The 20,684-nt window shown below is 58.3% G+C and carries 18 protein-coding genes; 8 read left to right on the top strand and 10 right to left on the bottom strand.

Annotated features, from left to right (window positions below):
- Window positions 1-5: 5 nt before the first annotated feature.
- The 9 genes from PH5382_RS04930 to PH5382_RS04890 form a co-directional block, all read right to left on the bottom strand.
- A complete protein-coding gene (locus tag PH5382_RS04930; protein WP_058333341.1) occupies window positions 6-455 on the bottom strand; it encodes an acyl-CoA thioesterase in 450 nt (149 codons plus the stop codon).
- A 142-nt stretch (window positions 456-597) separates the two neighbouring features.
- Window positions 598-2,103, bottom strand: a complete 1,506-nt coding sequence (locus PH5382_RS04925; RefSeq protein WP_058333236.1) for a TRAP transporter large permease — start codon at window positions 2,101-2,103, stop codon at window positions 598-600.
- Entirely contained in the window at window positions 2,100-2,681 is a 582-nt protein-coding gene (locus PH5382_RS04920) for a TRAP transporter small permease (RefSeq protein ID WP_058333235.1), read from the bottom strand. Before PH5382_RS04920 ends, PH5382_RS04925 begins: the two co-directional genes overlap by 4 nt.
- Before the next feature lie 74 nt (window positions 2,682-2,755).
- On the bottom strand, window positions 2,756-3,802 hold the full coding sequence (locus tag PH5382_RS04915; RefSeq protein ID WP_058333340.1) for a TRAP transporter substrate-binding protein: 1,047 nt from the start codon (window positions 3,800-3,802) through the stop codon (window positions 2,756-2,758).
- A gap of 483 nt (window positions 3,803-4,285) precedes the next feature.
- Window positions 4,286-4,990 carry a fumarylacetoacetate hydrolase family protein gene (locus PH5382_RS04910; RefSeq protein WP_058333234.1) on the bottom strand — a complete coding sequence of 235 codons (705 nt, stop codon included), beginning with the start codon at window positions 4,988-4,990 and terminating at the stop codon, window positions 4,286-4,288.
- 119 nt (window positions 4,991-5,109) lie between these two features.
- Window positions 5,110-6,573 carry an aldehyde dehydrogenase gene (locus tag PH5382_RS04905; protein WP_058333233.1) on the bottom strand — a complete coding sequence of 488 codons (1,464 nt, stop codon included), beginning with the start codon at window positions 6,571-6,573 and terminating at the stop codon, window positions 5,110-5,112.
- A 27-nt stretch (window positions 6,574-6,600) separates the two neighbouring features.
- Complete coding sequence (locus PH5382_RS04900) at window positions 6,601-7,638, bottom strand: LLM class flavin-dependent oxidoreductase (protein ID WP_058333232.1); 1,038 nt, start codon at window positions 7,636-7,638, stop codon at window positions 6,601-6,603.
- 5 nt (window positions 7,639-7,643) lie between these two features.
- Entirely contained in the window at window positions 7,644-9,383 is a 1,740-nt protein-coding gene (locus PH5382_RS19370) for an alpha/beta fold hydrolase (protein WP_082645560.1), read from the bottom strand.
- Window positions 9,355-9,957: an amino acid synthesis family protein gene (locus PH5382_RS04890; protein ID WP_058333231.1), complete on the bottom strand. Its 603-nt coding sequence runs from the start codon at window positions 9,955-9,957 to the stop codon at window positions 9,355-9,357. Before PH5382_RS04890 ends, PH5382_RS19370 begins: the two co-directional genes overlap by 29 nt.
- 109 nt (window positions 9,958-10,066) lie before the next feature.
- Here PH5382_RS04890 and PH5382_RS04885 point away from each other — a divergent pair, with 109 nt between their 5' ends.
- Together PH5382_RS04885 and PH5382_RS04880 are read left to right on the top strand one after the other, a co-directional pair.
- A complete protein-coding gene (locus tag PH5382_RS04885) occupies window positions 10,067-10,768 on the top strand; it encodes a GntR family transcriptional regulator (protein WP_058333230.1) in 702 nt (233 codons plus the stop codon).
- Window positions 10,769-10,772: 4 nt separating this feature from the next.
- Complete coding sequence (locus PH5382_RS04880; protein WP_058333338.1) at window positions 10,773-11,060, top strand: DUF1330 domain-containing protein; 288 nt, start codon at window positions 10,773-10,775, stop codon at window positions 11,058-11,060.
- Window positions 11,061-11,084: 24 nt separating this feature from the next.
- On the opposite strand, the gene PH5382_RS04875 is transcribed toward PH5382_RS04880, so the two are convergent.
- Window positions 11,085-11,699 carry a helix-turn-helix domain-containing protein gene (locus PH5382_RS04875; RefSeq protein WP_058333229.1) on the bottom strand — a complete coding sequence of 205 codons (615 nt, stop codon included), beginning with the start codon at window positions 11,697-11,699 and terminating at the stop codon, window positions 11,085-11,087.
- Window positions 11,700-11,875: 176 nt separating this feature from the next.
- On the opposite strand from PH5382_RS04875, the gene lpdA reads away from it, so the two are divergent.
- The 6 genes from lpdA (at window position 11,876) to gcvP (ending at window position 20,585) form a co-directional block, all read left to right on the top strand.
- Window positions 11,876-13,258 carry a dihydrolipoyl dehydrogenase gene (gene lpdA, locus PH5382_RS04870; protein ID WP_058333228.1) on the top strand — a complete coding sequence of 461 codons (1,383 nt, stop codon included), beginning with the start codon at window positions 11,876-11,878 and terminating at the stop codon, window positions 13,256-13,258.
- Between the two features lie 14 nt (window positions 13,259-13,272).
- Window positions 13,273-14,220 carry a lipoyl synthase gene (gene lipA / locus PH5382_RS04865; protein ID WP_058333227.1) on the top strand — a complete coding sequence of 316 codons (948 nt, stop codon included), beginning with the start codon at window positions 13,273-13,275 and terminating at the stop codon, window positions 14,218-14,220.
- A 24-nt stretch (window positions 14,221-14,244) separates the two neighbouring features.
- Window positions 14,245-15,618: an alanine/glycine:cation symporter family protein gene (locus tag PH5382_RS04860; protein ID WP_058333226.1), complete on the top strand. Its 1,374-nt coding sequence runs from the start codon at window positions 14,245-14,247 to the stop codon at window positions 15,616-15,618.
- 82 nt (window positions 15,619-15,700) lie between these two features.
- The gene (locus PH5382_RS04855; RefSeq protein WP_058333225.1) at window positions 15,701-16,114 is read left to right on the top strand and encodes a universal stress protein; all 414 of its coding nucleotides are present in this window, start codon (window positions 15,701-15,703) and stop codon (window positions 16,112-16,114) included.
- A gap of 1,166 nt (window positions 16,115-17,280) precedes the next feature.
- On the top strand, window positions 17,281-17,646 hold the full coding sequence (gcvH, locus tag PH5382_RS04845) for a glycine cleavage system protein GcvH (RefSeq protein WP_058333223.1): 366 nt from the start codon (window positions 17,281-17,283) through the stop codon (window positions 17,644-17,646).
- Window positions 17,647-17,723: 77 nt separating this feature from the next.
- Entirely contained in the window at window positions 17,724-20,585 is a 2,862-nt protein-coding gene (gene gcvP, locus PH5382_RS04840) for an aminomethyl-transferring glycine dehydrogenase (RefSeq protein WP_058333222.1), read from the top strand.
- Window positions 20,586-20,684: the final 99 nt, after the last annotated feature.

The raw sequence follows: 20,684 nt of genomic DNA, 5'->3' as shown, positions 1-20,684 counted from the left end.
CGCTCTTACTCTGGCCGTAGATTGGCCTCGATCACGGCGCGATAGTCAGCGGGGGCGGGGCGCGCTTTGAATTCTGAGGGATCAATAAAGACGCAGGTGAACCGGCCCTCGAAACAGAGGGTGTCGTTCTGGCGGGCATCGACGCGGAAGGTCACCGATTTGGTGCCAATAGCCGAGGGCCAGACTTCGCACTCCAGGCGGTGGCGGGGGGTAACTGGGCTGCGAAATTCGAGGTTCATTGACACAAAGGGCGTGCCAGTGCCGCGATCCAGCTCCATCTGATACCAGCCATCGCCGTTTAGGTGGTGCTCCCACCAGGCATCGATGGCCTCCAGCGCAAAGCCGGGCAGGTGGCCGGTATAGGCGATCTGGGCTGGATCGCAGTGGCCCCAGCCAACACGGATACTGTGGACAAAGGTGGGGCTGTTGCCTGTCTTGCTAACCTGTTCTGTCATCATAATTCCTTGCCTGTTCTGCGCCTGCGCTTTGCCTGCGCCACCCTAACTTCGGGGCAGAGGGCTTTCAAACGCCTCTATCAAAAAGCCCCCTTCCAGCAGGGCTGGAAGAGGGCGCTGTTTGATCTCCTCGTGCCGGGCTTTAGTACAAAAGATACAGCGGCAGCAGGGTGATGAACGGGAAGAGCACCAAGATGATCACACGGATGATATCCGAGGCCACAAAGTACATCACTGCCTTGTAGGTATCGATCATCCTGGTTTTGCGATCCATTGCGTTGATGATGAACAGGTTCATCCCAACTGGAGGTGTGATCAAGCCAACTTCGACCACGATGAGCACCAGAATACCAAACCAGATGGCGACATATTCGGCTTCGATACGGTTGACGCGCCCCTCGGTGACCCGAATGCCCAGCTCTTTCATCTGTTCGCGGGTGAGCTCAGTTCCGGTGGCGATGGCATCCTGAATTGAGGCGAGCATCTCTGCTCCCATGCCATCAGGTATCCCGTTGTTCAGCACCTCCATGGCTGCACTTGCTTGCATATCGATCAGGGATAGCAGGCCAAAGTCCATGACCGAAATCACCGGGAAGAAGATCGGAATGGTAAGAAGGATCATTGAAAGGCTGTCCATCAGGCAGCCAAAGACCAGATAGAAGGCGAGGATCAGGGCCAGAACCATCCAGGGGCTGAAGCCTTGGCTGACGACAAAATCAGCCAGTTCTTGTGGCACTTTGGTCAGGGCGAGGAAGCCATTGTAAAAGCCAGCACCGAGCACGATGAAAAAGATCATCGCGGTGGAACGCGCTGTCACCATGAAGCTGTCGACTAGATTTGGGCGATCCAAGCCGCCGTTCAGCCAGGCAATCAAACCGGTGCCGAAGGCACCCACTGCTGCCCCCTCGGTTGGGGTGAACAAGCCGCCGTAGATACCGCCCACAACCAGACCAAAGACCGTGAGAACCGGCCAGACTTTGACCAGATTGGCAAAGCGTTCGGACCAGGGAATGGCAGGACGGGTGCCTGCGGCCTTGGGGTTCAGGCGCACGTAGATCGAAATCACGATGACATAGCCAATGGCCGCCAACAGGCCGGGGATAAAGGCCGCCAGAAACAGCTTGGCGATGTTTTGTTCGGTCAGGATGGCATAGATCACCAGCACCACCGAGGGCGGGATCAAAATGCCCAAGGTGCCGCCTGCTGCCAGTGTTGCGGTAGAAAAACCACCCGCATAGCCGTATTGCTTCAGCTCGGGCAGGGCAACGCGGCCCATGGTGGCGGCTGTCGCCAGCGATGAACCACAGATAGCACCGAAACCAGCGCAGGCGCCGATCGAGGCCATGGCGACGCCACCTTTTTTGTGGCCCAGAAAGCCTTCGGCAGCTTTGAACAGTGCCGAGGACATTCCGCCCAGGGTCGCAAAATGTCCCATCAACAGGAACATCGGCACGATGGTCAGCGAGTAGGAGGAGAAGGTGGTGTAGGTCTCACTTTTCAAGCGGCCAAAGGCCACCTGGGTGCCGTCGGTCACCAGAATCAGCCCGCCAAGGCCAACCAGAAACATCGACAGGCCAATAGGAACCCGCAGGAAAATCAGACCCATCAGGATGGGAAAGGAGGCAATGCCAATTTCAAGAGCAGTCACTGTTCACCCTCCACGCCGTCCCAAATTTGGATGCGGCCGGTAAAAAATTCGATGGTGCGCATGGCACCCATATAAGCGCCGACGATAGCGGCAATCACAGCGCCAAAGAGGCTGGCGCCATAGGCCCACCAGACCTTGAACTCCAGCAGAAACGAGGTCTCGCCATTTCCAAACTTGCTGATCGTGCCCGCAGCCAGGCGCCAGGCAATCAGGATCAATGCGGCTGCAAACAGCAGTTCTGTCACCATGCGCAAAAAGCGTTTCACGCCACGGGGAAAGGCATCGGCCACAACATCGACCGACGCATGGCCAACGGTGATCTGGCAGAGGGGGAGAAAGGCGAAGATGGCAAAGGCAACGCCGGCCTCGACCAGCTCAAAATCGCCATTGATCGGTCCGACCCATGTGATCATCCAATTTGAAAACCCGGGCGCAATCGCTTGCATCATGTCGCCGTGAAGGAAGCCATTCAGTAGGCGACCGATAATCGACAGGCAGGTCAGGATGATCAGGAGAGAGAGGACCATACCACCCAATATGGCCATGGATCTGGCCAGCCCCATCATGAGCTTGTGCATGGTTTAAACCCTTTAATAATGCGCAAAGGGCCGCGGCACAGATGCTGCTGCGGCCCTTTGGCTGTATTTCTAACTTACTTGACGTACTGTGGTGTGTATTTTTCGATCAGGTAGGAGGCTTCGTCCAGAAGCGCCTGACCGTCGATACCTTTTTCGGTCATGTCGGCCAGCCATTTGTCATAGACGGGCTGCGCCAGCTTGCGCCATTCGGCGGTCTGGGCTTCATCCAGAGTGATGACATTGTTGCCATTGTCGAGCGCGAACTCGCGGGCAGGGCCATCGGAGTCTTCCTGAACACCGCCGGCAAAGACCGAGAATTCAAGACCGGAGTTCTCGTCGATCGCCGCTTTCTGCGCGTCCGACAGGCTTTCGTATTTCTCTTTGTTCATCGCCAGAACAAAGGTCAGCGAATAGAGAGCCTTGCCGGTGAACTCGGTGTGGTTTTCTACCAGCTCAGGAATTTTCAGCGCGGTGGTGACTTCCCATGGAATGGTGGTGCCGTCGATCACGCCTTTTGACAGGCCTTCGGGGATCGCTGGAACGGGCATGCCAACGGGGGTTGCGCCCAGCTGTGTCAGCAGCGAGTTGACCGAGCGGCCACCGCCACGGATCTTCATGCCCTGCAGATCGCCAGGGGTCTCAACCGGATCGGCAGAGTGAATCATGCCGGGGCCGTGTACCCATGTGCCCAGGATTTTGACGTCCTTGAATTCACCGTCTTTCATGTGCTTATCGAACATTTCCCAAAACGCGTGCGAGGTGGCGCGGGCATTGGTCACCATGAAGGGCAGTTCAAACACCTCGGTCGAAGGGAAACGGCCGGGAGTATAGGCAACAACGGTCCAAACGATGTCTGCAACCCCGTCGATGGCCTGGTCCATCAGCTCTGGTGGCTTACCGCCGAGCTGCATGGAAGGAAAGCGATCAATGGTGATCTCGCCACCGGATGCTGCTTCGACCTTGTCAGCCCAGACGTCCAGAATCAGCTTTGGCACATTGGCCTGAGCTGGCAGAAACTGGTGCATTTTCAGGGTGACGTTTTCGGCAAATGCCGAAGTGGCGCAGAGCGCTGCGAGGGCTGTGGCGCCTGCGGCTCCGAGAAGCTTTCTGCGAGTGGTCATGTGGTTCCTCCCTTTGACCTTCGATTTTGCCAGCATATCATCAACCTGTAACGATGTTGCAATAACTGGCGCGTTTCTTTCCATTCTGATCTCAACGACCCTGGCGTGGTTCGCAAAACGAACCGTCGATCCCTCTGCTATTGGGTGCATTTGTAACCATCAATGGCAGATTATGTATTTTTCACTCATGAAATTTTCGAACGGCGCGTCTTGCCGCTGCGGCTTTCATTAATGTTACAGGATTCTAGCCTCTTGTGTCATCTTGATACATTCCAACATCAAATGTTGTGAATATCAATCCTTCTTTTATACGTTTTGCGGGCGACACGAGGGCGCAGGTGAAACTGCATTCAGGATGAGCTGGTGATCCTTGAAACGCAGTGGCAGGTTTTAATATGCAAAGCAAAACCATCATTGCGAATGGATCAAGCATACATGATCTTGCCGGTTTCGTACCTGTCGTGCTGTCCGATAGGGCAGAGGCTACTTCTGATCCGCTGCTGACAGCTTCAGTGAAACCGGATCTAGCCCATCAATTTCTCCCAGCATGGTCTGTCCGGGCAGGGCTGGTCCGACTCCGGCCGGGGTGCCTGTCAGAATCAGATCACCAGGTCGCAGGTGATAGAATCCGGACAGGTGGCAGATGATTTCTTCGACCGACCAGATCAGCTCTGCGAGGCTGGCATCCTGCTTGGTCTCCCCGTCCAGAGTCAGCCAGATACGTTGGTCGCTCACCGGTCCCCAGTCTTCGGCCTTGGTCAAGGGGGCGAAAACGCTGCCCTGTTCCAGATCTTTGCCCAGATCCCAGGGGCGTTGCTTTTTGCGCTCACGGATTTGCAGATCGCGCCGGGTCATGTCCAGCGCACAGCCATAGCCGTAGATGGCGGCGCGGGCCTCGTCTGGGGTTGCCTTAAACACAGGTTTGCCGATGGCCAGTGCCAGCTCCATTTCATAGTGGAAATTTTCGGTGCCCTGCGGATAGGGAGCCGAACCGCCAGATAGCACTGCATTGGCCGCTGATTTGGTGAAATAGAACGGCGCTTCGCGATCGACCTCGACGCCCATTTCGGCAGCATGGGCGGCGTAATTGCGCCCGACGCAGAAGATCCGACCAATTGGAAAACCAGCCTCTTCGCCGCGTACCGGGATCAACAGTGGCTCTGGTAGGGAAAACAGGGACTTGCTCATCGTATGCGCTCCTTTGGGCCAGCAGGTCGTGTGGGTCCTGCCTATGGTATCATGCGGGTACCATAGGCAGAATTTTCACGATGCCCATGCCAAAGCGCCTTAGAGGCGAGCGAAACCAGCTAGCGCATGACAAAGGGGTCTGGGATAGGATCATCTGATGTGCGCAACCAGACCGCTTTGACCTTGGTGTAATCCAGTGCCGCCTGCAGCCCACCTTCGCGTCCGTGCCCGGACAGGCCATGACCGCCAAAGGGAGCAATAGGCGAAACCGCCCGGTAGGTATTGACCCAGACTATACCGGCGCGAATGCCCCGTATCATCCGGTGGGCGCGTGTCAGGCTTTGGGTAAAGACGCCCGAGGCGAGACCGAACTTGGTGTCATTGGCAATGGCCAGGGCTTCGGCCTCGGTGTCGAAACTGATCACCGACAAGACCGGGCCAAAGAACTCTTGAGAGAGGCAGGGGGCGTTGGGACTGTCAGAGCAATCCAGAATGGTAGGGGGGAAGTAATAGCCTGGCCCATCAGGCGTGGTGCCACCTGTCACCAACTTTGCGCCCGCCTCTGTTGAGGCCTTAATCAGCGCTAGCGCATGGTCGCGCTGCGCCTTTGTACACAGCGGGCCAACTTCGGTTGCCATATCATTGGGCGCGCCAATCACCACGGCCTCAGCCTTTTCCTTGAGCCGTGCTAAAAACTGATCCTTGATCTTGTTGGAAATTACCAGGCGGGACCCCGCAACGCAGCTTTGCCCCGTAGCGGCAAAGATACCAGAGATCTGGGCATTTACTGCGCTCTCGATATCGGCATCGTCAAAGACGATAAAAGGCGATTTCCCGCCCAACTCCAGCGAGGTAGAGGCGAGGTTTTCAGCTGAATTGCGCACGATATGACGCGCAGTTTCCGGACCGCCCGTAAAAGCCACATGGGCGATCTTTGAGTGGCTGGTCAGTGCGGCGCCAGCCTCTGGCCCGCCGGTGATCACGTTCAGCACGCCGGGCGGAAAGCCGACCTGATCAAAGATACGGGCAAATTCCAGCAGGGGTGCCGGGGCTTCTTCTGATGCTTTGAGCACCACAGTGCAGCCCGCGGCCAGCGCCGGGCCGATCTTGACCGCCGACAGGAACAGTTGCGAATTCCACGGTACAATCGCGGCCACCACACCGAGCGGTTCGCGCCGAAGCCAGACTTCCATGTCGGGTTTATCGATCGGCAGGTGGGCACCTTCGATCTTATCCGCAAGGCCAGCGTAGTAGCGATAGAATTCGGCCACATAGGCGATCTGAGCCGTGGTCTCACGGATGATCTTGCCAGTATCACGTGTCTCCAGCTCAGCCAGACGCTGCGCGTTTTCGGCCACGAGGTCCGCCAGTCGCAACAAAAGCTTACCGCGCTGGCTGGCCGTCATATTGGCCCAGTCAGAGGCAAAAAAAGCCTGTTCGGCTGCCTGAACGGCCCGGTCCACGTCTGCCACACTGGCCGCGGGCATCCTGGCCCAGGCCGCACCGGTCGCGGGATCGATACTGTCGAACTGGGCGGCGCCCGCATCAAACTGGCCGCCGATATACTGCTGATATTCCTGCATGATCTGTCCTTATGCGAAGGCGGGCGGCTATGCGAAAGCGGGCATGACGTCGTTGATGAAACGTTCAAGCGAGGCTTTCTTGCGCTCAAAGCTCATGCTGGAGTCTATCCAGAACGAATACTCATCATAGCCCATCGCCTCATATTTCTTTACCCGTTCGATCACACCGGGGGCCTCGGCAATCACCAGATCGCGCTTCATGGCCTCGGGTGAATAGAAGGGATGCGCTTTGATTTCTTCCTCCGAAAGCGGCGCAATCAAGCCCTGATCGACGGAGCGTTCGTTTTTGAACCAGGCGCCAAAATAGCAGTAGAACCTGTTCAGCTCCTGCGCGGCAAGGTCCACGTCCTCTGGGCTGTCGGCCACATAGCTGTGTTGCAGCAGCATGATCTTGGGGCGGGGCACGTCGGGGAATTTGGCGCAGGCATCCGTGAAACGGGTCATCAGGCTGGCGATTTCACCGTCCCCCTGCCAGAGCGGCGTGACCTGCACGTTGCATCCATTGGACACAGCAAATTCATGGCTGTTGGGATCCCGCGCTGCCACCCAGATCGGCGGCCCGTTCTGCTGCAATGGCTTGGGCGAGGACGTGGTTTTGGGAAAGGAGTGGAACTCTCCCTCCTGAGCATAATCGCCTTTCCACAGGTTCTGCACTGCAGGGATCAGCTCGCGCATGCGCTGGCCGGCTTCCCAGGCGTCCATACCGGGCATCATGCGTTCATATTCATAGGAATAGGCGCCACGGGCAATGCCAAGATCCAACCGCCCATCGGTGATGATATCGGTGAGTGCGGCCTCGCCTGCCAGTCGGATTGGGTGCCAGAAAGGCGCAATTACGGTGCCGGTGCCCAGGCGCACATTTTCTGTATGGCGTGCCATATCGACGAGATTCAGAAAGGGGTTGGGCGAGATGGTGAAATTCATCCCGTGGTGCTCTCCGGTCCAGATGGCATGCATGCCGCCACGATCGGCGATTTTGCACAGTTCGATGAACTCATCATAAAGCTGCTTTTGGTCCTGATCGGGCGAGATGCGCTCCATATGCGCAAACAAGGAAAACTTCATGTCACTCAACTCCCTGACACGATTTTGCGGACATCGCCGCTGATCTGATTGCCGTAAAATACCCCGTAGTTGCCCATGCGGCTTTCACTGGCGAAACGCTCCAGCATGATGCGCAGGGCCGGATCGGTCACCTCCATCATGGTCGAAGCGCTGAGCGGTGTGAAACAACCCTGTTTTGGCGCGCCATCGGCGGCCTGACACAGGAACGAGATATGCTGGTGTTCGCGCGCGGCGTCTTCAAAGACCGAATAAATAAACCCGGGATCTGCTTCGAGGCCTGAGGCCGCGATCAGTTCAGTCAGGGCAGCCGAAGCACCGGCACGCCCCACAGGTTTTTGCGGCAGGGTAAGCCCCCCATTGCCATCGTCGACCAAAAGCACTTCGCCAGCGCGTTCGATCAGCGCTGACACCACCAGATTGGCTCCCTGCGCCAACGCCTCAGCCTCGGCAGCCGGGGTGACATAGGCGCCACGGGCATAGCCCAGACCAGGCGCGGTGCTGGTGTCAAAACCTTCGACCTTGCCGATCAGGATGACATGATCACCGGCCTCAACCGTTTTGTGCATGGAGCAGTCAAACCAGGCCGAAACACCCGAAAGAATGGGCGCGCCCTGCGGGCCCTTTTGCCAGTCCACCGCTGCAAATCGGTCGTCAGAGGGGCGGGCAAAGGTATTGGAGATGTCTTTCTGGTCTTCGGCGAGGATGTTTACTGCAAAGCCGCTGGCCTGTGTCAGGGCGTCATAGTTGCGCGAGGTATTAGCCAGACAGACCAGCACCAGTGGCGGGTCGAGCGAAACCGAGGAAAAGGAATTGGCCGTGAAGCCAATTGGAGCCCCCTCAGCGTCGTGGCTGGTCACCACCGTAACGCCGGTCAGGAAGGTGCCAAAGGCATCACGCAGGGCGCGCGGATCAAGCGGGGCAGGGGCCATTGGGGTCTCCTTCGGTGTTGGTGCGGTTTCAGCGCGGCGGAGCCAGCGCAGCAGACTATGGGTCACGGTTTCGGCTGCGGTAAGGTTGACCATATGACGACCGGGCAGGACTTCCACCTCGCCGTCCTGGGCTAGTTCTGCCATGGCGCGCGACATCGCCGGGGTGGAATTGGGGTCGGCATCGCCGGTCAGGGCCAGCAAGGGGCAGCTGATCTGCTGCCATCTGTCTGCGTAGGTGGCGTCGCTGCGGGCAAAGGCACCATAGGCTGTGGCATAGCCCTCCATTTCGACCTGCGATAGCCAGTTGGAAACCAGCGAACGAGCCTGCTGTTCGACCGGTGTGTCGCCAAACCAGCGGCTGAGTGGCGTTTCCAGATCGACCTTGCCGGTCTTGATCTCAGCGGCGCGGGCCAGAACTGCGGTGCGGGCCTGATCTGAGCGGCGAAAGACGCCGTTCAGTAGCGCAACACGGCGCAGCATGTCGGGGTGCTCGCAGGCAAAGCCGCCCGCGATCAGCGCCCCCATGGAATGTCCCGCCAGATTGACCGGCCCGGTGTTCAGCGCCGTGAGCGCGGATTTCAGCCAAGCGACGAATTCTGCAAGCTCTGCACCTGCGGCTAGGGCACTGCTGCCACCGTGGCCTGGCATGTCCAATGCCAGAACACGATGGGTTTTCGACAGCGCCTCAAGCTGTGGCGCCCAGGCAGCACTCTGCATGCCAACCCCGTGGATCAGCACCAGCGGTTCGCCCGTGCCGACCTCACGATAGCAGAGGGTGCCGAAGGGCTCAGACAGCTGCAGGGTTGTCGACGTCATGGCCCAGATCCTTGAGGTCTTGATATCGGTCACCAATACGGTGATGCGGGCGCCCACCGATCGAAGCACCTAGAGCGACGACGATTTCATCCGCAGCCGGGGCATCCGCCACCGAGCATTGAATGGTGAGGTAATGCGAGCGTCGGCCACCATCGTTCTTGTCCATCAAGGGGATCATCAGCGGTGCGTTGGCGGGGCCGCGGGTGTTGCAAAAGGCGAGGTAGCTTTTGGCGCCGACGGCCTCGCGGTAGTGGTTGCCAAACCGCAGGGTGTGGATCAGTGCCGATGCGTGTTCGATCTCGCCATCGAGCCCCACGATGGCAGATTTGCCGTAGCCCTCGACCATGTCACCGCCACCGGCGGCATCAAGCACCATCTTGGTCAGCATTTCGCCCAGGCCGGGGGCGCAGTCGTGGATTTCCGGTTTCAGGTCATCGACAAAACCACGGCCCGCCCAGGGGTTTTTGATCACCGCGATGGCGGCAATCATCTTGAGCGGGGTGGCGGCTTCTTTGCCGCCCTCGATCAGGGTTTCTTCGACATGAAGCAGGGTTTTGCGAATGATTGCGGGCATTGGTGGCACCTGAGTTGAAGTGAAACTGTTAGATTGACTTATGGTATACCATAATCTTGTTAGTCAAGATCCTGTTGTCTTGCCGCCGAGGCGCTGCTAGGAAGATGGCATGGAAAACCCTGCTTTTGCTCAGCTGAAAATCGACCAACCCCCTGCGACGCTGCGCGAAATTGTGCAGGAGAAGATGCGGGACGCCATCATTTCGGGGTTGTTTGCTCCGGGAGAACGGCTGGTCGAGCGCCCGCTTTGCGATCAGCTTGGCGTCTCGCGCACCGTCGTTCGCGAAACGATTCGTTATCTGGAGGCCGAGGGGTTGGTAGAAATCCTGCCCAATCGCGGCCCCATCGTGGCGCCGCTCTCCTGGGAAGATGCGCGCCAGATCTATGAGATTCGCCGCATGCTGGAAACCGAAGCGGCCATGGCCTGTGCGCAATCAGGGTCAAAGCAGTTGCACCGAGATTTGCAGAGCGCACTTGCGGCGCTGAAGCAGGCTTTTGCGCAAAACGCGGCGGATGCGGTGCCGGGGGCTTTGTTCAAGGCTTCGACCCGGTTCTATCAGGTGATGTTCGAGGCAGCAGGCCATCACATCGCCTGGGAGGTGGTCAATCGCCTCAATGGCCGGATCAGCCGGTTGCGGGCCATGACCCTGTCGGCGGCCGAGCGGCAACAGCCGGGGCTGTTTCACATGCAGGCGATTTGTGACGCGATTGTTGCTGGCGACGCAGCTGCGGCGCGGCAGGCTGTCGAGACCCATCTGGCGGATGCCTCGGCGGTGGCCGAACGACTGCTGTCGACGGAAGAACAGGAATAGCGTGGTGGCAAAAGCCTATTGGATCGCCCATGTCACAGTGACTGACCCCGCAGCCTATGCGGGCTATCAGGCCGTCGCCCCTGCAGCCTTTCAGGCCCATGGCGCGCGCTTTCTTGCCCGCGGCGGCGAAGCTGAAACCTTTGAGGGTGCGAGCTGGCAGCGCCATGTGGTGATCGAATTCGATTGCCTGCAACAGGCACGCGCCTGTTATAATTCACCGGAATACAAAGAGGCCCGGGCGCTGCGTGCTGGAGCCTGTGAGGCCAGCATCACCATCGTTGAGGGTTGCTGACCTGGCGGATCTTCGTAAATCGGGTCAGATTTCCAGCGAGACCCAGAGCACTTTGGCGTCCTCTTCGCTGGTGGAAACACAGCCGTGGCCCATGCCGCTGTCGTAATAAACCGAGTCACCGGCCGTCATGTTTAGCGGGCGATAGTGTTCCGTATAGAGTACCAGATCGCCGCTGATCACATACATGAATTCTTCGCCGCGATGGCGGACCCAGCTTTCATATTCGGTAACGTCCCGCGCCTTGATCGTGCTGATATATGGCAGCATCCGCTTGCTGGTGAGCTCGGTGCACAGCAGTTCGTGATCATAGGTCTTGGTTTCCTGGTGCTCGCCACGGCCTGACAGGGTGTAGTCGCGTCGCCCGGAAATGCTGCTTTGGGCCGATTGCACAAAAAGCTGCGGCGTTTCCAGCTCCAGCGTCTGCATCAGACGGCGGATGATCTCGAAACTGGGACGGGTCTGATTGTTTTCGATCTTCGACAGAGTCGAGCGTCCAATGGCAGCTGCCTTAGCCGCTTCTTCCAGTGTCAGGCCTTTTTCCTTGCGCGCATCGCGAATCATTTTGCCTAGGACTTCCCCGTCCGGAGCCTCCATCGACTCGGGTGCGAGCCCTGTTTCTTCTGACTGAACTGGTTCCATTCGGGTGATTTCTCCTGTTGCGACTGAACCTTAGCTTTGATGTATTCCCTAGTCAAAATTTCCACACGAGATCTTTTGTTGATTAAAGGGGAAAAGTTTCCTAAACGATCACAAGAGCCGCATACTGGCGCATACATTCATGTTTCGGAACGTAAAGGCCTGAGAGGGGAATTCGGATGGGCAGCTTTGATCTGGTGGTAATTGGCGGTGGCCCTGGTGGATATGTCGCGGCAATTCGTGCAGCCCAGTTGGGGTTGAAAGTTGCCTGTGTTGAAGGCTGCGGCTCATTGGGCGGTACCTGTCTAAATGTCGGCTGCATCCCGTCAAAGGCACTGCTGACATCCTCGGGCAAATTTTCCGAACTCTTTCATCTTGCCGCGCATGGAGTATCAGTCGAAGGCGCAAAGCTGGATGTGCCTGCCATGATGGCGCGCAAGGACAAGGTTGTCAGCGATCTGACTAAAGGTATCGCCTTTCTGTTCAAGAAGAACGGAGTTGAGCTGATTGAAGGCTGGGCCAGCATCCCCGCGCCAGGACTGGTTCAGGTTGGCGACGCCACGATCGAAGCAAAAAACATTCTCATTGCCACCGGATCCGAACCCACGCCCCTCCCTGGAGTGGAGATCGATGAGGTGGATGTGCTGACCAGCACCGGTGCTCTGGATCTCTCCTCTGTGCCAGAGCATCTAGTGGTGGTTGGCGCCGGCGTGATCGGGCTTGAACTTGGTCAAGTGTGGTCACGCCTGGGCGCAAAGGTGACTGTTGTCGAATATTTGGATCGGGTGCTGCCCGGCATCGACGGCGAGATTGCCAAACTGGCGCAACGCGCGCTCAGCAAAAAGGGGATGAAGTTCCAGCTGGGGCGGGCACTGAAGTCCATTGAAAAGACAGATGCAGGTCTGTCGCTGACGCTGGAACGCGTTGGCAAAGATAAAATTGAGCAGCTGGAAGCCGACAAGGTGTTGATCGCCATCGGTCGTCGCCCAGTCACCCGCGGCCTGGGCTTGGATGCGCTTGGCGTGTCAATGACAGCGCGTGGAGTTATTGAGGTTGACGAGACCTTCCAGACCTCGGTGCCTGGCATCTATGCCATTGGCGACTGCGTGCCCGGCCCAATGCTGGCGCATAAGGCCGAGGAAGACGGTGTTGCCTGTGTGGAAATGCTCGCAGGGGAGCAGGCTCATGTGGATTACAACACCGTTCCCGGCGTGGTCTACACCGACCCCGAAGTGGCCTCGGTTGGTCTGACCGAAGAGGCGCTGAAAGAGGATGGCGTTGAATACCAGGTCGGAAAATTCGCCTTCATGGCCAATTCCCGTGCTCGCTCCAGCGGTGAGACAGATGGCGCGGTGAAGGTACTGGCGGATCCCGCAGGCAAGATCCTAGGCGCCCATGTCTGTGGTGCCCATGGCGGTGATTTGATCTCGGAGCTGGTGCTGGCCATGGCCAAGGGCATCACGGTTCAGGAGGTCGCGGCGACCTGTCACGCGCATCCGTCGATGGCGGAAGCGGTGAAGGAAGCTTGTCTCGATTCACTGGAACGCGCGATCCACGCCTGAGGAGGTTAACCCAAATGAACATCCAAGCACCGCGTCTGCGTCATCCCGAAAAGGCCAAGAAGGCCAATAGCGTGATACCACGCAAGCCCAAGTGGATCCGCAAGAAAAAGATCGAAAGCGCCGAGTACTACGAGACCCGCCGCTTGATGCGAGACAACAACCTTGCCACGGTCTGTGAAGAGGCATCCTGCCCCAATATCGGCGAATGCTGGTCCAAACGTCACGCGACCATGATGATCATGGGCGAGATCTGCACCCGAGGCTGTTCTTTCTGCAATGTCACAACCGGCCGCCCCGACGCATTGGATGCGTTTGAACCCGGTCGCGTCGCGCAGGCGGTCAAGAAACTGGGACTGCGCCACGTGGTGATCACCTCGGTGGATCGTGATGACCTAGAGGACGGCGGCGCCGCCCACATCGCCCAGACCATTCGCGCCGTACGCCACCAGAACCCCGAAACAACCGTCGAAGTGCTGACACCTGATTTTCTCGGCAAGGGTGCGGCGGCAGAGGCAGTTTTTGACGCGGCGCCGGATGTGTTCAACCACAACTTGGAAACGGTGCCGCATCTTTATGCCACCGTCCGTCCCGGTGCCCGCTACTACACATCATTGCGCCTGCTGGATGACGCCAAACGCGCCAACCCGTCTCTGTTCACTAAGTCGGGCCTGATGGTGGGCCTGGGTGAGAGCATGAGCGACGTGCGCCAGGTGATGGATGATCTGCGGGCTGCGAATGTCGATTTTCTGACCGTCGGCCAATATCTGCAGCCGACACCAAAGCATCACCCGATCGACCGTTTCTGGTCGCCGGAAGAATTCGAACAACTGGAACAGATTGCCCGCAACAAGGGCTTTCTTGGGGTGTCGGCCACGGCGCTGACACGCTCCTCGTTTCACGCGGACGAAGATTTTGCCGCTCTCAAACAGGCCCGGGACAGGGCATTGGCCGAGAGTGTTTGACCGAAACGCATTGGGAGGGAAACCATGGAAGCGTTGAGTAATATTGTAGGCGAAGTGAACAGCGTCGTCTGGGGGCCGCTGATGCTGGTTCTCATTCTGGGCGTTGGCTTTTTCTTGCAGGTTGGCCTGAAATTCATGCCAATCCTGAAACTGGGCACTGGCTTTAATCTGCTGTTCAAGGGCCGCGAAGCAGGCGGAGAAGGTCAGATCAGCCCCTTCAATGCGCTGATGACATCGCTGTCTGCCACCATCGGCACCGGCAACATTGCCGGCGTGGCGACTGCCGTCTTTCTGGGCGGGCCGGGTGCCTTGTTCTGGATGTGGATGACCGCCCTTGTCGGTATGGCCACCAAATATGCAGAGGCAGTTCTGGCGGTTAAATATCGCGAACAGGACGAGCTGGGCAACTATGTTGGCGGTCCAATGTATTACATCAAAAACGGTCTCGATGCGAAATGGGCCTGGCTTGGTGGTGCATTTGCTCTGTTCGGCGCGATTGCGGCCTTTGGCATCGGCAACGGTGTGCAGGCAAATGGTGTTGCCTCGGTGCTGGAATCCAACTTTGGCGTGAACACGTCGGTGACCGGCGTGATCCTGATGGTTCTGACGGCTGCCGTTATCCTTGGCGGGATTTCCCGCATTGGTGCAGTGGCAGGGAAACTGGTGCCTTTCATGGCCGTCAGCTACATCGTGGCGGGTTTGCTGGTTTTGCTGATCAACATCGGTGGTATCGCTGACGCGGTGAGCCTGGTCTTCACCCATGCCTTTACGCCTTCGGCAGCTGAAGGTGGCTTTGCGGGTGCAGCTGTCTGGATGGCGATCCGTTTCGGTGTGGCCCGTGGTGTGTTCTCGAATGAGGCGGGCCTGGGGTCTGCCCCTATCGCACATGCTGCGGCCTCGACCGCTGGCCCTGTGAACCAGGGTCTGGTCGCCATGCTGGGTACCTTCATCGACACCATTATTGTCTGCTCGATCACCGGTCTGGCGATCATCGCATCCGGTGCTTGGACCTCTGGCGAATCCGGTGCCGCACTGACCTCTTTGGCCTTTGAGCAGTCTCTGCCTGGTTTGGGTGGTGCGTTGATTGCGGTTGCCCTGTCGATCTTTGCCTTCACCACTATCCTCGGCTGGTCCTTTTATGGTGAAAAATGCGTCGGCTTCTTCTTTGGCGCCCGGGCTTTGATGCCTTACCGTGTTCTGTGGATCGTGATGATCTATTTCGGCGCCACTGCGGATCTCGGCTTTATCTGGCTGCTGGCTGATACGCTGAACGCCATGATGGCCATCCCGAACCTGATCGCGCTGGCCCTGCTGAGCCCGATCGTTTTCAAGCTCACCCGCGAATTCTTCGCATCAAACGGGGCGTCTGAAGGAAGCGGTTCCTCGGCTGCTGAGTAAGCAACCATAGAAAAGTCCCGGGGGGCTGGCGCGTACAGCCCCCACTCCCCAAACTTGAATTAACCTCTTGAGGAGACGACAGATGGCTACAAAGATCCTGCTGACGATTGATCACACTGATGACCGGTCGTGGAAAAAAGCACTTCCGCTCGCCCTGGAGCAAGCCAAATTCTACGGTGCCGAGCTGCACGCGGTGGAGGTTATCCCCGAGATTATCCAATTGCCCAATCTGCCCGCCAACTACGGCGCCGGAGCCAAAGACTATGTGCGCGCTAAAGTGCAGGCGATCCTGGATAACGGCAATGCATCCGATGTGCCTGTGCATATCGAAGAAGGCAGCGCCTACCGCGGTATTCTCAAACTCGCGCATAAAGACGGTTTTGACATGATCATCATGGCTTCGGCCAAGGGTGATTTCCCGAACTACGAGATCGGACCCAATCTCGCCCGTGTGGTGCGTAATGCTCATTGCACCGTTATGGTTGTCCGCGACTGATCTTCGAACACAAAGGCATCAAACAATGACTGACGCACCCAAACGCACCCCGCTTTACGATCTGCACGTCGAACTCGGCGGCAAGATGGTTGATTTCGCTGGCTGGGAAATGCCGGTTCAATACCCCATGGGTATCATGGGCGAACACAAGCAGTGCCGCGAAAAGGCCGGTCTGTTTGATGTCTCTCACATGGGGCAGGTGATCCTCAAAGGTGGTGATGTTGCCACTCAGCTGGAAAAGATCGCACCTTCCGCTTTCACCACGCTGAAAGAGGGCAAGGCCCGCTACACGTTCTTCACCAATGAGAACGGCGGCATCATGGACGATCTGATCGTCTCCAATGCAGGCGATCACTTCTTTGTCGTGGTCAATGCTTCGATGCGCCATCAGGACATCCCTCATATGGCGAAAAACCTTGAGGGCGTTGAGGTCACCGAGATCTTTGACCGCGCTCTGGTTGCCGTGCAGGGTCCATCGGCGGAAAACGTCGTTGGTGATCTGTGCCCCGCTGCCCGTGACATGAAGTTCATGGAAACCATCGTGGCCGAGATCATGGGGGTTGAATGCCGCCTGTCGCGTTTTTTTTTCAAGCAGAAGACGGCATACGAGATTTCGATCCCAGAAGACAAGGCCGTGGAAATCACCCGCGCTTTCCTAGCGCATGAAGACTGCGAGCCTGCAGGTCTGGGCGCGCGTGACAGCCTGCGCCTTGAGGCAGGCCTTTGCCTCTATGGCAATGACATCGATAACGACACCTCGCCTGTTGAGGCCTCGCTGACCTGGGCGATGCAGAAGCGCCGCCGCGAAGAGGGCGGCTTTCCGGGGGCTGCGCGCATCCAGAAGGAACTGGCTGAAGGTGCTGCGCGAAAATTGGTCGGCATCAAGCCCGAAGGTCGCGCGCCTGCCCGTCAGGGTGTTGAGGTGCAATGCTCTGAGGGCAACACCATCGGTGCCATCACCTCGGGCGGATTTGGTCCAACTGTCGGTGGGCCCGTTGCCATGGGCTATGTCTCTGCAGGGCATGGCGAGCCAGGCGAGAAAGTAAATCTGATCATCCGGGGCAAGGCCCAGCCGGCCGAAATCGTCGCGCTGCCCTTTGTGACCCAGAACTACAAACGCTGAAAATCAGAACAAGACTAACGATAAGATACGAGGAGAGTCTGCTATGACCACCTATTATTCCGAAGAGCACGAATGGGTCACCGTTGAAGGTGATATCGCCACTGTAGGCATCACCCAGCATGCGGCTGACCAGCTGGGTGAGATCGTTTTCGTTGAGCAAAAAGAAGCTGGCGACGATTTTGAAAAAGGCGACGAGATCGGCGTGATCGAATCCGTCAAGGCGGCATCGGAAATCTACGCACCGCTGGATGGCGAAGTGGTTGAGGCCAACGAATCGCTGGCCGACACCCCCGGTGCGCTGAATGAAAGCCCCGAGGGCGACGCTTGGATCTACAAGATCAAACTGGCGGACAAAGGTCAGCTCGAAGAGCTGATGGATCTGGACGGCTACAAAGCCCTGATCGGCTAATATCACTGCCCGCCGACTCTGGTCGGCGGGGACCCTCTTTCGGGATCTTTCACAGCCCTGACTTAAGGACCAAAAACATGGCCTTTAAACTTACCGATTATGAAGCTTACGACTTCGCAAACCGTCGCCACATCGGCCCTTCGCCGGCTGAAATGGCCGAGATGCTGAAGGTGATCGGCTTCAAAACCCTTGATGACCTGATCGACGCCACCGTGCCCGCCGCCATCCGCCAGCAAGAACCGCTGGAATGGGGCCCGGCGATGACCGAGCGTGACGCGCTGTTCCACATGAAAGAAGTGGCTGGCCAGAACAAGGTACTGACCTCGCTGATCGGTCAGGGCTATTATGGCACCTCGACACCTGCGCCGATCCTGCGCAACATTTTGGAAAACCCGGCTTGGTACACGGCCTATACACCCTATCAGCCCGAGATCTCCCAGGGTCGCCTTGAGGCGCTGCTGAACTTCCAGACTATGGTCAGCGATCTGACCGGCATGGATATCGCCAACGCATCGCTTCTGGACGAGGCTACCGCCGCCGCCGAAGCCATGGCCATGGCGCATCGTGGCTCGCGCTCCAAAGCCAACAACGCGGCTTTCTTTGTTGACCAGAATTGCCACGCACAGACCATCGCCGTGATCAAGACCCGGGCTGAGCCTTTGGGCATCGACGTTGTGGTTGCCGACCCCGATGAGCTGGACGCCGGTGCCGTCTTTGGTGCCATCTTCCAGTATCCTGGGACCTATGGGCATGTGCGCGATTTCACCGATGAAATCAAAGCCCTGCATGACCACAAAGGCATCGCCGTTGTGGCCGCTGACATCCTGTCGCTGGCGCTGCTGAAAAGCCCCGGTGAAATGGGCGCTGATATTGCCATCGGCTCGACCCAGCGCTTTGGTGTTCCCATGGGCTATGGTGGCCCACACGCGGCCTATATGGCCACCACAGATAAGCTGAAGCGCGCCATGCCCGGCCGTATCATCGGTGTCTCCATCGACAGCCGTGGCAACAAAGCCTACCGTCTGGCGCTGCAAACCCGCGAGCAGCACATCCGTCGCGAAAAAGCCAACTCCAACGTCTGCACTGCACAGGCGCTGCTGGCTGTCATGGCCTCCATGTACGCTGTCTACCACGGCCCCGACGGCATCAAGGCGATCGCGCAGTCGGTCCACCGTAAAACCTCGCGTCTGGCGGCGGGTCTCGAAGAGCACGGCTTCAGCGTTGAGCCCGAAGTCTTCTTTGACACCATCACGGTTGAGGTCGGCCCACTGCAGCAGACTGTCATGGAAGCTGCCGTTGCCCGTGGCATCAACCTGCGCAAGGTGGGTGAAACCAAGGTCGGCATCAGCCTCGACGAGCAGACCCGCGCAGAAACCATCGAGGCCGTCTGGGGTGCCTTTGGCATCACGAAAAAGGACGACAGCCAGGCCAACCGTGCCTACCGTCTGCCCGAGCATGCACTGCGTGAAAGTGAATACCTGACCCATCCGATCTTTCACAAGAACCGGGCCGAGGCAGAAATCACCCGCTACATGCGCCGTCTGGCAGATCGCGATCTGGCGCTGGATCGTTCGATGATCCCGCTGGGGTCCTGCACCATGAAGCTGAACGCCACCGTCGAGATGATCCCGGTCACTTGGCCCGAGTTCGGCAACCTGCACCCCTTCTGCCCCAAAGATCAGGCGATGGGCTATCACGCGATGATCGACGATCTGAACGAAAAGCTCTGCCAGATCACCGGCTATGATGCGATCAGCCAGCAGCCCAACTCGGGCGCGCAGGGGGAATATGCCGGCCTGCTGACCATCCGCAACTACCACGCAGCGCGCGGTGAAGCCCACCGCAATGTCTGCCTGATCCCGACCTCGGCCCATGGCACCAACCCCGCCTCGGCGCAGATGGTGGGCTACAAGGTGGTTCCGGTTGTAGCAGATGACAACGGCAACATCGATGTCGCCGATTTCCGTGCCAAGGCTGAAAAGCACTCGGATAATCTGGCGGCTTGCATGATCACCTATCCGTCGACCCACGGTGTGTTTGAAGAAACCGTGCAGGAAGTCTGTGACATCACCCATGAGCACGGCGGCCAGGTCTATATCGACGGCGCCAACATGAACGCCATGGTGGGCCTTGCCCAGCCCGGCAAGATTGGCGGCGATGTCAGCCACCTGAACCTGCATAAGACCTTCTGCATTCCGCATGGCGGCGGCGGCCCCGGCATGGGTCCCATCGGCGTCAAGGCGCACCTGACAGAACACCTGCCGGGTCACCCGGAATATGGCTCTGCTGTTGGTCCGGTTTCGGCGGCGCCCTTTGGCTCTCCTTCGATCTTGCCCGTGTCCTGGGCCTATATCCTGCTGATGGGTGGCGCAGGTCTGACACAGGCAACCAAGGTTGCGATCCTGAACGCCAACTACATCGCGGCCCGCCTAAAAGACGCCTATGGCATCCTTTACACCTCCGCGACCGGTCGTGTGGCGCATGAATGCATCCTGGATACCCGTCCTTTGAACGACCAAGGCGGCGTCAGCGTCGATGACGTGGCCAAACGCCTGGTGGACTCGGGCTTCCATGCGCCAACCATGTCCTGGCCTGTGGCTGGCACGCTGATGGTTGAGCCCACGGAATCAGAGCCCAAAGACGAGCTGGATCGCTTCTGTGACGCCATGCTGTCGATCCGGGGTGAAGCACAGGATGTGATCGACGGAAAGATCGACCCCGAAAACAACCCGCTGAAGAACGCACCACACACGGTGCGTGACTTGGTGGGGGACTGGGACCGGCCCTACAGCCGCGAAGCTGCCTGCTTCCCTCCCGGCTCATTGGGTGTCGACAAATACTGGTCGCCGGTCAACCGCGTGGATAACGCCTATGGCGATCGCAACCTGATCTGCACCTGCCCGCCGATGTCGGACTACGAAGAAGACGGCGACAGCTGATCGCAATACTCACTGGTGCCGCCCCGCAAATGAAAGGGGCGGCACCAACTCCCCTTTGAAACTGCGAGACCCCGTACCGGGATTTCGTGCAAGCAATCG

It is taken from the genome of Phaeobacter sp. CECT 5382 (assembly GCF_001457775.1).
Taxonomy (GTDB): domain Bacteria; phylum Pseudomonadota; class Alphaproteobacteria; order Rhodobacterales; family Rhodobacteraceae; genus Pseudophaeobacter.
This window is presented reverse-complemented; position numbering and strand designations above follow the sequence as displayed.